This window comes from Nonomuraea sp. NPDC050783, from assembly GCF_040802095.1.
GTDB lineage: Bacteria > Actinomycetota > Actinomycetes > Streptosporangiales > Streptosporangiaceae > Nonomuraea.
Window position 1 is genome coordinate 1 of the sequence record NZ_JBFAHK010000016.1, and the last position, 13819, is coordinate 13819.

13 protein-coding genes, 2 tRNA genes and 1 rRNA gene are annotated in these 13819 nt (G+C 70.1%); 5 read left to right on the plus strand and 11 right to left on the minus strand.

Annotation, left to right across the window (positions count from 1 at the left end):
• Positions 1–90, minus strand: a 16S ribosomal RNA gene (locus AB0H75_RS33910); the annotation flags it as partial.
• A gap of 590 nt (positions 91–680) precedes the next feature.
• Between AB0H75_RS33910 and AB0H75_RS33915 the strand changes: the two genes are divergently transcribed.
• Together AB0H75_RS33915 and AB0H75_RS33920 are read left to right on the plus strand one after the other, a co-directional pair.
• On the plus strand, positions 681–1082 hold the full coding sequence (locus AB0H75_RS33915; RefSeq protein ID WP_367803554.1) for a hypothetical protein: 402 nt from the start codon (positions 681–683) through the stop codon (positions 1080–1082).
• A gap of 118 nt (positions 1083–1200) precedes the next feature.
• Entirely contained in the window at positions 1201–1389 is a 189-nt protein-coding gene (locus AB0H75_RS33920) for a hypothetical protein (protein WP_367803556.1), read from the plus strand.
• A 72-nt stretch (positions 1390–1461) separates the two neighbouring features.
• On the opposite strand, the gene AB0H75_RS33925 is transcribed toward AB0H75_RS33920, so the two are convergent.
• The 7 genes from AB0H75_RS33925 to AB0H75_RS33955 all read right to left on the minus strand — a co-directional run bounded on the left by AB0H75_RS33925 (position 1462) and on the right by AB0H75_RS33955 (position 8818).
• Positions 1462–2415, minus strand: a complete 954-nt coding sequence (locus tag AB0H75_RS33925) for a serine hydrolase domain-containing protein (RefSeq protein ID WP_367803913.1) — start codon at positions 2413–2415, stop codon at positions 1462–1464.
• A 338-nt stretch (positions 2416–2753) separates the two neighbouring features.
• Positions 2754–2827: transfer RNA gene (locus AB0H75_RS33930), tRNA-Met, on the minus strand.
• A 111-nt stretch (positions 2828–2938) separates the two neighbouring features.
• Positions 2939–3015, minus strand: a tRNA-Met gene (locus AB0H75_RS33935).
• Between the two features lie 57 nt (positions 3016–3072).
• Positions 3073–6042, minus strand: a complete 2970-nt coding sequence (locus AB0H75_RS33940; RefSeq protein WP_367803558.1) for a UPF0182 family protein — start codon at positions 6040–6042, stop codon at positions 3073–3075.
• A 157-nt stretch (positions 6043–6199) separates the two neighbouring features.
• On the minus strand, positions 6200–7243 hold the full coding sequence (locus AB0H75_RS33945; protein ID WP_367803560.1) for a PDZ domain-containing protein: 1044 nt from the start codon (positions 7241–7243) through the stop codon (positions 6200–6202).
• Between the two features lie 10 nt (positions 7244–7253).
• A complete protein-coding gene (locus AB0H75_RS33950) occupies positions 7254–7679 on the minus strand; it encodes a molybdenum cofactor biosynthesis protein MoaE (RefSeq protein WP_367803561.1) in 426 nt (141 codons plus the stop codon).
• A 65-nt stretch (positions 7680–7744) separates the two neighbouring features.
• On the minus strand, positions 7745–8818 hold the full coding sequence (locus AB0H75_RS33955) for an NAD-dependent epimerase/dehydratase family protein (RefSeq protein ID WP_367803914.1): 1074 nt from the start codon (positions 8816–8818) through the stop codon (positions 7745–7747).
• Between the two features lie 79 nt (positions 8819–8897).
• Here AB0H75_RS33955 and AB0H75_RS33960 point away from each other — a divergent pair, with 79 nt between their 5' ends.
• The 3 genes from AB0H75_RS33960 (at position 8898) to AB0H75_RS33970 (ending at position 11780) form a co-directional block, all read left to right on the plus strand.
• Positions 8898–10184, plus strand: coding sequence for a zinc-dependent metalloprotease (locus tag AB0H75_RS33960; protein ID WP_367803563.1), 1287 nt, complete (start codon positions 8898–8900; stop codon positions 10182–10184).
• Entirely contained in the window at positions 10181–10741 is a 561-nt protein-coding gene (locus AB0H75_RS33965) for an NUDIX hydrolase (RefSeq protein WP_367803565.1), read from the plus strand. The genes AB0H75_RS33960 and AB0H75_RS33965 overlap by 4 nt, the downstream gene beginning before the upstream one ends.
• Before the next feature lie 109 nt (positions 10742–10850).
• Positions 10851–11780 carry an endonuclease/exonuclease/phosphatase family protein gene (locus AB0H75_RS33970; RefSeq protein ID WP_367803567.1) on the plus strand — a complete coding sequence of 310 codons (930 nt, stop codon included), beginning with the start codon at positions 10851–10853 and terminating at the stop codon, positions 11778–11780.
• Here AB0H75_RS33970 and AB0H75_RS33975 read toward each other — a convergent pair.
• The 3 genes from AB0H75_RS33975 to AB0H75_RS33985 all read right to left on the minus strand — a co-directional run bounded on the left by AB0H75_RS33975 (position 11767) and on the right by AB0H75_RS33985 (position 13713).
• Positions 11767–12351 carry a DUF2064 domain-containing protein gene (locus AB0H75_RS33975; protein ID WP_367803569.1) on the minus strand — a complete coding sequence of 195 codons (585 nt, stop codon included), beginning with the start codon at positions 12349–12351 and terminating at the stop codon, positions 11767–11769. The genes AB0H75_RS33970 and AB0H75_RS33975 overlap by 14 nt on opposite strands.
• A complete protein-coding gene (locus tag AB0H75_RS33980) occupies positions 12348–12863 on the minus strand; it encodes a M48 family metallopeptidase (protein WP_367803571.1) in 516 nt (171 codons plus the stop codon). Before AB0H75_RS33980 ends, AB0H75_RS33975 begins: the two co-directional genes overlap by 4 nt.
• A gap of 67 nt (positions 12864–12930) precedes the next feature.
• The gene (locus AB0H75_RS33985) at positions 12931–13713 is read right to left on the minus strand and encodes an enoyl-CoA hydratase/isomerase family protein (protein WP_367803573.1); all 783 of its coding nucleotides are present in this window, start codon (positions 13711–13713) and stop codon (positions 12931–12933) included.
• Positions 13714–13819 lie beyond the last annotated feature (106 nt).

Below are 13819 nucleotides of genomic sequence, written 5' to 3' on the forward strand. Positions count from 1 at the left end.
CGAGTACCCCGAAGGGCCTTTCCGCTCGACTTGCATGTGTTAAGCACGCCGCCAGCGTTCGTCCTGAGCCAGGATCAAACTCTCCAAACAATGCCATGCAGGCTTGTCGGACAGATTCGTCCAAGCAAGAAATTTCCGTCAATCAAATGACGGGGTGATACATGTGTTGCACATGCACTGGCTTTTAACACACTGTTGAGTTCTCAAGAAACGGACGCGTCCATCCTCACCGCGACCCCGACCAGGGGGGTCTCGCCTCGGAGGCGTTTCGTTTCGTCTTTCGTTGTGTCTTAATTCTTTCAGCCGTTCCGTTTCCTGTCAAATTGACCGGGCCGGTACGACCTGCTGGAATTAATCCACACCCCGTTTCCGGGGCAACCCCTCTAACTTACCAGCCCGCCCAGAGTGGATGGTCCGGTGAAGGAAGTGGGATTCGCGGGGGCGGCTCCGGAAGCTCGATGAGCTCCTCGGGCGCCCTGCGCGAAGCAACTCTAGCAGCCCGCCGCCCGTGCTTCGCGCATCTCAGGTAATCACAACGTCCTTCCCTCCCCTTCTCATTCCCAAACCTGGCCGATGTCCGCCGGCCGGACAGCCAGGGGCAAGTGCGCGGCAAGTCATCCGCAATCGCAGCTCGGTACGAAGTACCCCACGAGCAGATTGCGCTCTCGGAGGTGCCCGCCATGACCCGCTCGGAGTTCGACGACATCCGTGCCTTCCTCGCCGACGAGGAAACCAGCGCCGAAGACCTGGTGCGGGTGGCCAGGACGCTCATCGACGACCTCGAACACGCCCGCCTGCACGAGGCCGTCCTGCGTACCCGCTACCTGCGCCTGCTGACGGCCGCCCGGGCCGGCGCGGCGGCCGAGCTGGCGGACGTACCGGATCCCCTGTCGTTCGTCAGGGACGAGCTGGCCCAGCAGGGCATGTTGCCGGAGACCGGCGAGGAGGCGGGACGCGTCCTGGACGATGCCCGCACGGCGGAAGCCCTGCTCGCCCACCTGCAGGACGGCGGCGGCCCCCGGCACCCGCGCGGCTCGCGGTCGCGGCGCTGCCCCGGCAGCCACCGCAGCCTGCGGCGTTAGGCGCGGCGAGATGCGGCGGGGCAGGGCGAAGTGACCGTTCGACGCCCTTGCCGCGTGGTGACCTGATGAGGACGGCGGACATACCCGCTCTTTCCTCCCCAACTGCGAGACTGCACATATGTGGCAACGGGGGCTGAACTGGGCAGCGACCCTCCTGGTCGGGACATTCGGCCTTCTGTGGGTCGGTGTCGTCGTCTTCGCCGACGACTCCCCGCCCTGGATGCGTGTCACGCAGATCGTCTTCGGGATCCTGCTCGTCGGCTGGGCCGTTCAGAAGGCGGTCACGTTGATCCTCGATCACGCCTGAGCGGTCGCACCCCGGGACCGCCGGCGATCGTCACGGCCTTCGTAGCCCGGCCCCCACGGCCACTGCCCGGGATCAGCGGGCGCACATCGTGGCGACGAAGGCGTCGATCAGGTGCTGCCGGTTCTCGGGAACGCCTGTGGTGTAGACGGTGGCGGCGCGCCCGGCCCGGTCGCGGCCGCTGAACACGGCGGCTCCCGGCATGTCACCAGCGGCGAAGTAGGCGTCGCCGCAGCTCGTCCTCATCCGGACCACGCCGTAGCCGTAGCGGGCGCCCTTGGGCCAGCCTTCCTGCTCGACCTTCACCGTCCGGGCCATCATCGTGCTCAGCGGGGCCCGGCTCCAGAACCGGTTGAGGTCTTCGGGGGTGGAGACCAGGCCGCCGCTGGCCCCGAACGCGTAGGTGGGCAGCCGGTCGGTCAGGTCCACCTCGCCGTCCTGCGGACGGGCGGGGTGCACCCCGTAGGTGTGGGCGTGCGGGCCGCGGATGCCCTCGTCGCCCTTGGCCGGCCAGTACGTGTCCCGCATCCCGTACGGCTTGAGGATCAGCTCCCGGCTCGCCTGCCGGAAGTCCTTGCCGGTCACCCTGGTCACGATCATGCCGAGGACCAGGTAGTTGGTGTTGGCGTAGGAGAAGGAGCCGCGGGGCGTGGGCTTGAGCCCCAGCGCCACTTGCAGGAAGTCGGGGAAGGGCTTCTTCCAGTCGATCGCGTTGAGGTACTCGGGCAGGCCGCTGGTCTGCTGCAGCAACATCCGGACGGTGATCTTCCGGCCGTCGATCCCGGCGCCGTCGCCGGTGCCGCGCAGCACCCCGGGCAGGTAACGCTCCACCGGCGCGGCCAGGTCGACCTTCTTCTGATCGGCCAGCCGCAGCACGGTGGCGGCGATGATCGGCTTGCTCACGCTGGCGATCCTGAACCGGCCCTCGGGCCCGATCATCGGCGTCCCGCTCCCCCGCCGCGCGGTACCGGAGCGCCGGGTCACGCTCGCCTCGCCGGGACTGCGCACCCGGCTCAAGGCACCCGCCATACCGTCCGCGGTGGTGAGCACGTCGAGGCGGGACTGCGGGGAGGGCGCCGTGGCGGCGTGGGCGGGAGTCACAGGGGCGAGTACGAGGCAGCCGGCGGCGAGAGAACCAGCGACAGCGGCAGCGAGCAATTTTGTCACGCGTCCAATGTCGCGGGAATCCCACTCAAGATCAGTCACGCCTGCACGCCTGTCGGGGTAGGGCCTTCCCCACCATCGAGGTGATCGCCGAGCGGCGCGTCCGCCCACGCCAGGCGAACGTACGGCGATGAGGTGTTCCCGTCAGGCGCGGGCCGGAAACGACGAAGTCCCCGGCCTGCTGGCCGGGGACTTCGGATGAGTAGCGGGGACAGGATTTGAACCTGCGACCTCTGGGTTATGAGCCCAGCGAGCTACCGAACTGCTCCACCCCGCGTCGGTGTGTCACTGATAACTATACAGGCCCGCGGAGAGTGCTTCGCACCGGATCGCGGGATCCGCCGGTGAAACGACAAGAGGCCCGGTCTCCCGGGCCTCTTGTGACGCTTGGTAGCGGGGGCAGGATTTGAACCTGCGACCTCTGGGTTATGAGCCCAGCGAGCTACCGAACTGCTCCACCCCGCGTCGCTGTGTTGCTCTTCCACACTAGACCGCGACGTGGGGTGGACGCAAACCGAATGGCTAGGACGTGCCTCCTGTCGCGGAGGCAGACGGCGACGGCGCGGCCGGCGGTGAGGTCGTCGGCGACGCCGAGGGCGCGGCCGACGGGGCGGCCGAGGTCGAGGCCGAGGGGCTGGGCGAGGCGGACGGCTGCGGCTGCTGCTGCCGGTTCGCGTTCTCCAGCGCCTTCAGCGCCTCCTCCAGCCGCTTCTGTGCCGCGCCGTACGCGTCCCAGTCCGGCGGGCTGGCCTGCAGCGCCTTCTGGGCGTCGTCGTAGGCCTTCCTGGCGTTGGCGATCGCCGAGTTGACCGCCGTGTTGGACTGGTTCGGCTGGGCCTGGTTCTCCTGGTTGTTCTGCTCCTGCTGGGGTTGTTGCTGCTGCTCCTCGCCGAAGACCTCCTGCAGCGCCTCGTCCAGCGTGCGCCCCACACCGATCTTGCTGCCGAACGACACCAGGACCCGCTGCAGGATCGGGTACGGCTCCTGCCCGCCTCCCGCGGTCACCTGGATGTACACCGGCTCGATGTAGACCAGGCCGCCCGCGTACGGCAGCGTCAGCAGGTTGCCGTAACGGACCGACGAGGCGCCGACGCCGAGCAGGTTGAGCTCACCGGCGAAGCGGCTCTGGAAGGAGTTCTGGGCCTGGCCTGGGCCGGGGATCGGGGTGCTGGACGGCATGCGCAGGATACGGATGCGCCCGTAGCCGGACTCGGCCGAGGAGTCGACCGCCATGAACGCCGCCAGGTTGGGCCCCTGCCGTGGCACGAACGTCGTGGTGAGCGAGAACGTCGGCTGCTCGCCCGGCATCGTCGTGGTCAGGTAGTAGGGCGGCTGCTTGTTGTTGGTGTTGCCCTGCGTCGGGTCGCCCGGGACGTTCCAGAAGTCCTGGCCGCTGTAGAAGGCGGACGGGTCGGTGATGTGGTAGCGCGACAGGGTGTAGCGCTGCACCTTGAACAGGTCTTCGGGGTAGCGGACGTGGGAGCGCAGGTCGGCGCTCATCTCCGAGGCCGGGCGGATGACACCGGGGAAGGCGGAGCTCCAGGTGCGCAGCACCGGGTCGTTGGCGTCCCAGGCGTACAGCTTGACCGTGCCGTTGTAGGCGTCGACGGTGGCCTTGACCGAGTTGCGGATGTAGTTGATCCGGTCGGTCGGCTGCTGGGCGATGACGCGGCGGTCGCTGGAGGCGTCGCGCGTCATGTCGCCCAGGCTCTCGCTCTGCGAGTACGGGTAGTCGTTGGACGTCGTGTAGCCGTCCACGATCCACACGATGCGGCCGTCCACGATCGCCGGGTACGGGTTGCCGTCGAGCGTCAGGAACGGCGCGACCTTCTGGACGCGGTCGCGCGGGTGGCGCTCGTAGAGGATCTTGGAGTTGGCGTTGACGTCGCCGGACAGCAGGATGTTGGCCTCGCTGTACTTGGCGGCGTACAGCAGGCGGTTGAAGAACGAGCCGAGCGAGACGCCGCCGCCGGTGTAGGTGGTGTTCTTCTGGCCGGTGCCGCTGGTCTGCGGGTAGTCGAGCTCCTGCGGCCGGTTGGGGTTGCCGCCGGCGATGACGTACTCGGCGGAGTTGGGCTCCTCGCCGAAGTAGACGCGCGGCTCCTTCAGGCCGGTGCTGGTGACCAGCGGGCCGGTGACCGGCATGTCCTTGGCGTCGTAGTCGGGCAGGCCCTGGGCGTCGACCTTGTTGCCGGGCGCGGCGACGAAGCCGTAGCCGTGGGTGTAGACGAGGTGGCGGTTGATCCAGTTGTTCTGGCCGGCGTCGGGGCCGGTCAGCTCGCGGACGCCGACGACGTGGTCGATCGGCTTGCCGGTGCTGTCGGGGTAGCGGTCGACGTCGAGCGGCTCGGCGAAGTTGTAGAAACCGCGGATGCGCTGGGTCTGCTCGTACGTCGAGGAGACCAGCGCCGGGTCGAGCAGCCGCACGCCGGAGACGGAGGTGTCGCCGGCGGCCTGGACCTTCGTCGGGTCGGCCTGGGCGTTGTACGTCTCCACCTCGGTCTTGTCGACGTTGTACGCCTTGCGCGTGGCGTCGATGTTGCGCTGGATGTAGAGCGCTTCCTTGCCCTGCTGGTTGGGCTTGACCTGGAACTGCTCGACGAGCGCCGGGTAGACGCCGCCGATCAGGATGGCCGAGAGCACCAGCAGGCCGAAGGAGACCCCGGGCAGCATGCCGCCGGGCCGGACCACGCCGGCGAAGAACAGCACGGCGCAGATCAGCGCGATGATCGCGAGGATGGTCTTGGCGGGCAGGACGGCGTTGACGTCGGTGTAGGACGCGCCGTGCACGAAGCCGCGGTCGGAGAAGACCAGGTCGAAGCGGTCGATCCAGTAGGCGATGGCCTTGAGCAGGACGAAGACGCCCAGCAGCACCGACAGGTGGACCCGCGCGGCCCGGGAGGCGTGCAGGCCGGGCGACTGCAGGCGGAAGCCGCCGTAGAGGTAGTGCGTGATCGCCGCCAGCACGATCGAGATGATCACCGCGGTGAACAGGAAGTTCAGGATCATCCGGATGAACGGCAGGTCGAACATGAAGAACGAGATGTCGTAGCCGAACAGCTCGTCCTTCTGGCCGAACGCCTTGCCGTTGACGAACTTCAGCCACGTCTGCCACTGACCGGCGAAGGACGAGCCGGAGAACAGCGCGAGCAGCCCCATCCCGATGATGAAGATCAGCTTGCGGTGGGGGTCGAGTGCCATGCGGTAGCGGTCGGCACCGCTGGCGCCGCCGAACATCGCCGGGCCGAACATCGGCCGGGTGCGGAAGGCCAGCAGCATGTTGCCGCCCGCGACGGCGATCATCAGCAACGCGCCGACCAGGAACAACACGATCTGGGTCAGCACCACGCCGGTGAACACCGACGTGTAGTCAACCGCGTCGAACCACAGGTAATCCGTATAAATGCCACTAAACAGGAAGAACAATGCCACGATCGCTATGAGCGCGATCGCCACAGGCAGAAGCAGTCGCGGTCGGCGGGGCAAGCGCATCGCCCTGCCGGCTCCTGGGGTCCGGAAGCTCAAGGCCAACCCCTCGTCGTAATGAAGAAACGGTCCGTGTCTGGCAACCTACACCGCTAGGCCAGCCGTACGGCTAACGCACGGCGGTCACGGGAAGTTTCATCCACAGCCGGTTCACAGGCACCTCTCAGGAGGAACAGGCGGGGACGTCGCCCTTGCCGGTGCGCAGCGCGTCCAGCGCCTGCACCGCGCCGTGCAACGTGTCGGCGCGCACCAGCCGCATCCCGTCGGGCGCCGCCTTCACCGCCTCGGCGCAGTTGTCGGCCGGGGTCAGGAAGACCGTGGCGCCCGCCTTCCTCGCGCCGATCATCTTCTGCTGGATGCCGCCGATGGGGCCGACCTCGCCCGTGGGCTCGATGGTGCCGGTGCCGGCGATCTTCTTGCCGCCGGTGAGCTCGCCGGGCGTGAGCTTGTCGAGGATGCCGAGCGAGAACATCAGCCCGGCGCTCGGCCCGCCCACGTCGCCGACGTTGATGTCGACGTCGAACGGGAACTTGTACTTGGTCTGCATGAGCACACCGACCTGCGGCTGGCCCTGCGACCCCGCGACCGTGCGCAGCGGGACCTCGGCCTTCTTGCCGCCGCGCAGCACGCCGAAGACGACCTCCTCGCCGGACTTGTGCGCCTTGACCGCGGCGCCCACGGCCTCGACGTCCTTGGTCTCCTTGCCGTCGATCGAGACGATCTCGTCGTCCTTCAGCAGCTTGCCGTCGGCGGGCTTGCCCTTCTCCGTGGAGTTGACCGACACGACGATGCTGTAAGGGATCTTGAGCTCGTGGAGCGCGGCGGCGGTGGCGGAGTCCTGGGAGTTGGTCATCTCGACCGTGTTCTCCTCCTCGACCTCCTTGGCGGAGCGGTCGGGGGCGAAGATGGTCTCCTGCGGGACCACGGCCACGTCGGGATCGATCCAGCCGCGCAGCGCCGTCAGCAGGTCGATCTGGGCCGCGGGGCCGCCCTGGTAGGCGACGGTCACCAGACTGAGCGCGCCGCTGGTGGGGTAGGTCTGCCGGCCGGTGATCGAGATGACCGGCTTCTTCTCGACCTCGCCGAGGGTGTTCTCGGTCGGGCCGGGGCTCAGCACGACATAGGGGACCGGACGGAACGCGCCCACCACCCCGAACGCGAGCACGAGGAATCCCGCGAGCAACAGCGTCAGGGCGCGTCGAGACATGGTGAAGAGCTTATTCGCCGGCGCCGACCCACTCGGTCGCGCCGTCGGTGAACTCCTGGTGCTTCCAGATCGGGACCTGCGCCTTCAGGTCGTCGATCAGCCTGCGCGAGGCTCTGAACGCCTCGTCACGGTGGGGCGCGGCCACCGCCACGACCACGGCGATGTCGCCCAGCCCCAGGTCGCCCACCCTGTGGACGGCGGCCAGCGCCGTCACGGGGAAGTCGGCGGCGACCTTCTCCGCCACCGCGCGCAGCTCGGCCTCTGCGGTGGGGTGGGCCGAGTAGGAGAGGCGGGTCACGGGCTTGCCTTGGTCCTGCTCGCGCACGGTGCCCACGAACAGGGTGGTGCCGCCCGCGGCGTGGTCGCCCACGGCGGCCAGCACCTCGTCGACGGACAGCGGGGTGTCGCGAATGGCGAGCAACCGGATGACGTCCACGCCGCAAGACTACCTTTCCGCCGCGGGCGTCGGCCTCGCCGCTCCCGCCGGGCCGCCGGGCCGCGCTACGTGCGGCGCTTCTTGCGTACCTGGCGGACGATCGCGGCGGTGCCGATGACCGCGACGGTCGCGCCGGCCGCGGTGAGCGTCGCCTCCTTGACCGGCAGCCGCCTGCCGACCACGGTCGTGGCGTTCTCGCGCAGCTCCAGGAGCTGCTTGAGCGCCGCCTCGTTCGTCCAGGAGGGCTTCCAGCCCGCCTCGCGCAGCGCCGTGCACTCGACCACCCACGGGTAGACGACGTAGTGCAGGTCGGTGGCCGGGGCCGGGGTGATGCCGAGGCGGTGCAGGCGCTGCGCGGTGCCGAACGTCAGCCCCGCGGGCAGCTCGAACCTGCGGATGCCGGACAGCTCCTCGACCTGCTCCTGCTCCAGCCAGCCGTCGGAGCCGACGGCCACCACCCCGCTGACGACCCCGCGCGCGGCCAGCTCCAGCGCCGAGATCAGGTCGTCGAGGTGGCAGAACTGCCAGCGCGGCGTGCAGCCCTTGACGGTCAGCAGCCGCGGCGACTCGAAGTGGCGGGTGATCACGGTGTCCATGCCGGGGCCGACGACCGCGGCCGGGCGCAGCACGGTCACCTCCAGCCCGGGATGGCTGCGCAGCGAGCGGCGGACCAGGGACTCGATCTCCAGGAAGTCGCCCACGACCCCGGTGTCGGGCTCGGCCGCCACCGGGGCGTCCTCGGCCAGGGGGACCTCGTTGTCGGGCGCGGCGCCGTACACCATCGCGCTCGTGACCAGCACCACCCGCCGCACGCGCGCCGCGGCGCAGGCGGTGAGCACGGTCTGGGCGGCTCTCAGGTTGTACGCGCGCCGCTCCACCGGGTCGGAGTCGAGCGCGTAGTCGCCGGCCAGATGGACCAGGACGTCGATGTCGGAGATCCGGTTCGCCAAGAGCGGATCTCGTACGTCGATCACTCTCCAGGTGGCCTCCCGGATGTCGCCGCGTTCCTCGTCGATGGCCACCACCCTGCGGAAATCCGCGGAGGACACGAGCTTCGCGAGCAGTTCCCGGCCTATGCCGGAGGCCGCTCCCGTGACGGCGACGACGGGTTGGCGCGGGCGTTTCGAGGTAGGCACCAGGTCCTCACTTTGCACTGATCCGCCGCAGGACGACTAACGTGGCGGATGTGGACTCCTCCATCCTGCACGAGGTAGAGCGGTGACTGACCTGCCAGGTCGCGAAAACGACCCCAACGACAACCCGTTCGCCATGTTCGGCAACCCTGAGCAGATGGCTCAGGCGATGCGCCAGTTCGCCGACATGCTGTCGGCGCCGCAGGGCTCCGGCCCCGTCAACTGGGACATGGCGAAGACCATCGCCCGCCACGCCGTGGTCGCCCAGGGCGATCCGAGCGTCATGGAAGGCGAGCGCCGCCAGATCGTCGAGGCGCTGAGCCTGGCCGACCTCTGGCTGAACGAGGCGACCACGCTGCCCAGCGGCGTGACGAACCCGCAGGCCTGGAGCCGGTCCGAGTGGATCGAGAACACCGTCCCGGTCTGGCGCAAGCTGTGCGAGCCGATCGCCGAGCGCATGGTCCAGACCATGGGCGGCGCGCTCGGCGGCGCCGGCCTGCCGCCCGAGGCCCAGCAGATGGCCGGCCCCCTCATGGGCATGCTCAAGCAGATGGGCGGCATGATGGTCGGCCAGCAGATCGGGCAGGCCATCTCCTCCCTGGCCCGCGAGGTGGTCGGCACGACCGACATCGGCCTGCCGCTGTCCGACACGGCCGCGCTGCTGCCGGGCGGCATCGCCCACTTCAGCGAGGGCCTGGAGATCCCCTCCGAGGAGATCCGGATCTACCTGGCGCTGCGCGAGGCCGCGCACCACCGGCTGTTCCAGCACGTGCCGTGGCTGCGCTCGCACCTGCTGGGCGCGGTCGAGGAGTACGCCAGGGGCATCACGGTCGACACCTCCAAGCTGGAGGAGCAGATCCGCGGGCTCGACATCAACAACCCCGAGGCCATCCAGGAGGCGCTGAGCGGGGGCAACCTGCTCAAGCCCGAGGAGACCGAGCGGCAGAAGGCCGCCCTGTCACGCCTGGAGACGGCGCTCGCGCTGGTCGAGGGCTGGGTCGCCACCGTGGTCGACCACAGTGCCGTGGGCAAGCTGCCCTCCGCCGTCGCGCTGGCCGAGACCCTGCGCCGGCGCCGGGCCACCGGCGGGCCCGCCGAGCTGACGTTCGGCACCCTGGTGGGGCTGGAACTGCGGCCCAGGCGGCTGCGCGAGGCGGCCGCGCTGTGGCGGGCCCTGGAGGAGGCGCGCGGCGTGGACGGCCGCGACGCGCTGTGGGCCCATCCCGACCTCATGCCGACGGCCGACGACCTCGACGACCCCGACGCGTTCGTCCGCGGCGAGCAGGCGTGGGACCTGTCCGAGCTGGAGCGCAAGCCCGACGGCGAGAGCGAGGGCGAGGACAAGCACGAGGGCGGGGACGAGCGGAGTTGACCCTGCACGGCGACGCGGTCTCGGTGCTGTCGTCCTGGACCGCGCCCACGCCCGGGGAAGAGGCGTTGCGCGTGGAGTTCCTCGACCACCTGCGGGCCCACGACGACGCCATGCTGCGCGCCTGCGTTCCCGGGCACCTGACGGCGACCACGGCGGTGCTCTCGCACGACGGCGCCCGGGTGCTGCTCACGCTGCACCCGAAGGCCGGCATGTGGCTGCCCATGGGCGGCCACTGCGAGCCCGGCGACGCCTCGCTGGCCGAGGTGGCCCTGCGGGAGGCCCGGGAGGAGTCCGGCATCCCGGATCTGGAGCTGCTGCCCGGGCCGCTGGCGCTGGACAAGCACGAGGTGTGGTGCCATCCGCCGACGAGCTGGCACCTCGACGTCGAGTACGCCGCCGTGGCCCCGCCCGGCGCCGAGGCGGTCATCAGCGAGGAGTCGCTGGACCTGCGCTGGTTCCCGGTCGAGGAGATCCCCGAGCTGTCCGACGAGGCGACGCGGCGGCTGGCCGGACGTGGACGGAGGGCCCTCGGCCTGCGCTCGCGCCCGGTTGGCTAGAGTCGTCTGCATCGTTCCAAAAGGGGGTTCGGTGAGCGCTCCGGCTGAGTCGCCCATAGGCGGCACGATCGTTACGCCTGTTCGCAGAGGGCGGCGCACCACCGGGTCCGTGCTGACCTGGATGGCGGTCACCCCGTTCGCGGCGTGGGCCGCCGTCCGGATCGCGGGGCTGGAGCGCGGGTCGCTGCCGACCCAGATCATGACGGCGACCCCGTACGCGGCGGCCGGATCGCTGGTCCCCCTACTGATCGCCGCGCTCGGCCGGCGGCGCGCGGCCACCGCCGTGGCGCTGCTGGCCACGACCGCGCTCGGCTTCGCGGTGCTGCCCAGGGCGCTCGGCACCGCGGAGGCCACCGCCGAGGCCACCGCCGGGCGGCCGTTCCGGATCATGACGATCAACATGCTGTTCGGGCGGGCCGACGCCGGGACGATCGTGCGGCTGGTCCGCGAGTTCGGCCCCGACGTGCTGAGCACGCAGGAGCTGACCCCCGGGGCGGTGGCCGGCCTGGACGCGGCCGGGCTCAAGGAGCTGATGCCCCACCGCGTGCTGCACGCCGAGTGGAGCGCGGCCGGGAGCGGGATCTACTCCAGGCACGAGCTGCGCGAGCTGCCGGACACGATGCCGGACGTCGGCCACAAGATGCCCACGGCGGCCGTGTCGCTGCCGGGCGGCGAGCCGGTCGAGGTCGTGGCCGTCCACCCGTACCCGCCGCTGGGCCCCAATGTCGTCAACTGGAACGAGGCGCTGGCCGCGCTGCCGTCCGCCACGCCCGGGCGGGTGCGGATCCTGGCCGGCGACTTCAACGCCTCGCTCGACCACGCGCCGCTGCGCGAGCTGCTGTCGCGGGGCTACAAGGACGCGGCCGACCAGGTGGGGGCCGGGCTGATCCCGACGTGGCCGGCCAACAAGAAGATCCCGCCGATCATCACCATCGACCACGTGCTGGTGGACCAGCGGGCGGGGGTGCGCGCCGTCGACGTGCGGACCGTTCCCCGCACCGACCACCGGGCCGTGCTGGCGGAGCTCATCCTTCCTTGAGCAGGGCTTTCAGGGTGTCCCAGCCTTCGAGGCCGGGGTCCAGGCGGTGGACGTCCCGCGGGGTGCGCAGGCGGTGCCAGCCCGGAGTGGTGGCGACCCTCCGGGGGCCGGGCGCTTGAGCGCGCAACGCGGCCACGACGTCCGGGGCGTCGAGGTCGGGGTCGGCCCAGGAGGGAGCGGGCAGGGCGCAGGCCAGGGCCACGGCGCCACCGCCCTCCGCCGGGCAGACCGTGATCTCGGCCCGGCCCAGCTCGCGGAACAACTTGCCCACCAGCAGGGGCGGCAGGTCGGGCGCGTCGGCGCCGATGACGGCGGCCTGGTCGGCGTCGAGCCGGGCGAGCACGGACGCGAGCGGCTCGCCCTCCTCGACCGTGATGATCTCGGTGCCGGGCCAGACGATCTCGTCCAGGCCGGGGACGCTGGTGATGAGGACCGGGGTGACCAGGTCGAGGCCGGCGACCATCTCGTAGGTGTCCTCGGCCACCGCCTCCAGGAACCTGCGCGGATCGACGCCCGGGGGCGCCGCGTTCGCCATGCGGTGGCGTACCAGGACCGCGGCGATGCGCGTCAACACTCCTCCGGAGGCAGGTGGGCCGCGGCGGAGAATCCCTCCAGGAACCCGCGGGCCCGCTCCGCCTTGGGATACTGTTCTACCAGGGCCCAGAACGCGGGGCCGTGGCTGGGCACCAGCAGGTGCACGAGCTCGTGGATGATCACGTAGTTGATGACCCACTCCGGCAGGCCCTTGAGCCGGGTGGAGATGCGGATCGTGCCGTTCTCCGGAGTGCAGGAGCCCCAGCGGTGCTGCTGGTTGTCGACCCAGCGGACGCTCGCGGGCTGGGGCTTGCCGCCGAGGTACTTCGCCGACAGCTCCCTCGCCCTTTCCAGCAGCACCTCGTCGGTCGGCCTCCGGCGGCGCTCCTTGGCGGCCAGCCGATCCAGCATGCGGCTCACCCATTCATCCGCGTCTTCGCCGCTCAGCCAGGCGGGCAGGAGCACGATGGTCTTGTCGCCGTCGCGGTATGCGGAGACCGTACGCCGGCGACGAGAACTGCGACGAACCTCGACTGTCTCGGGGGGCACATATGCACGTTAGCCGAGTTGGACGAAATTCCACAGAGGGTGGACGCTGTTTCTGCTGGTCAGATGATTAAGAGCCGGTGAATTTGGGCATGCGCCTTTCCCGATGCGCGGCCAGGCCCTCGAGCAGGTCCGTCGTGGCCATGGTCACCGGCTGGGCCAAGGATTCCCACCTCAGCGCGGCTTCCAGGTCTTGATGGTCTTGGCTCAGGGCTAGTTTGGTGAGCCTTGTGGCGACGGGAGCGTTCCGCGCGATCTTCTGGGCAATGGATCTCACTTCGGGAAGCAGGTCATTGTTCGAGAAAGATCCATTTACCAATCCTTTATCCGCCGCCTCGGCTCCGGTCAGCGTGCGGCCCGCGAGGAGCATCTCGCGGGCCAGTCCGACGCCCGCCCTGCGGGGCAGCAGGTAGGTCGCCGCCATTCCCGGATGCAGGCCCAGCGAGGTGAACGGCGCCAGGAGCTTGGCGTCGTCGGCGGCGTAGACGAGGTCGCAGGCCAGGGCCACGCACAGGCCCGCGCCCACGGCCGGCCCGTTGACGGCGGCGATCGTGGGGATCTCCAGCCGGTTGACCAGCAACCAGGTGCGGTAGAAGGCGAGCATGCGCTCGCGCAGCGCCGGCACGGCCTCGGCGCCCCGCTCCCCCAGCCAGGACAGGTCGCCGCCGGCGGAGAAGGCGGTGCCCGCGCCGGTCACGACCACGCAGCGGGCGTCGGGGTCGGTGGCGAGGGCGGTCATGGTGTCGCGCCAGCGGTCGGTCATGGCGTCGGTCATGGCGTTGCGGCGGTCGGGGACGTTGAGGGTGATGAGCACCACGCCGTCGTCGTCGCGATCAACCAAGAGCTCGGTCATGCGGAGAGCGTACTCGGGCGGCATCCGCGTACCGGGCGGCATCCGCGTACCGGGCGGCATCCGCGCGCCGGGCGGCATCCGCGTCCCTTCCTGGCGGATGGCCGGG

Bases quoted from the DNA above. Each gene is read 5' to 3' on its own strand.
- AB0H75_RS33915 (WP_367803554.1), top strand. From the start codon at position 681: ATGACCCGCTCGGAGTTCGACGACATCCGTGCCTTCCTCGCCGACGAG.
- AB0H75_RS33985 (WP_367803573.1), bottom strand. From the start codon at position 13,713: ATGACCGAGCTCTTGGTTGATCGCGACGACGACGGCGTGGTGCTCATC.
- AB0H75_RS33920 (WP_367803556.1), top strand. From the start codon at position 1,201: ATGTGGCAACGGGGGCTGAACTGGGCAGCGACCCTCCTGGTCGGGACA.
- AB0H75_RS33940 (WP_367803558.1), bottom strand. From the start codon at position 6,042: ATGCGCTTGCCCCGCCGACCGCGACTGCTTCTGCCTGTGGCGATCGCG.
- AB0H75_RS33925 (WP_367803913.1), bottom strand. From the start codon at position 2,415: ATGGCGGGTGCCTTGAGCCGGGTGCGCAGTCCCGGCGAGGCGAGCGTG.
- AB0H75_RS33945 (WP_367803560.1), bottom strand. From the start codon at position 7,243: ATGTCTCGACGCGCCCTGACGCTGTTGCTCGCGGGATTCCTCGTGCTC.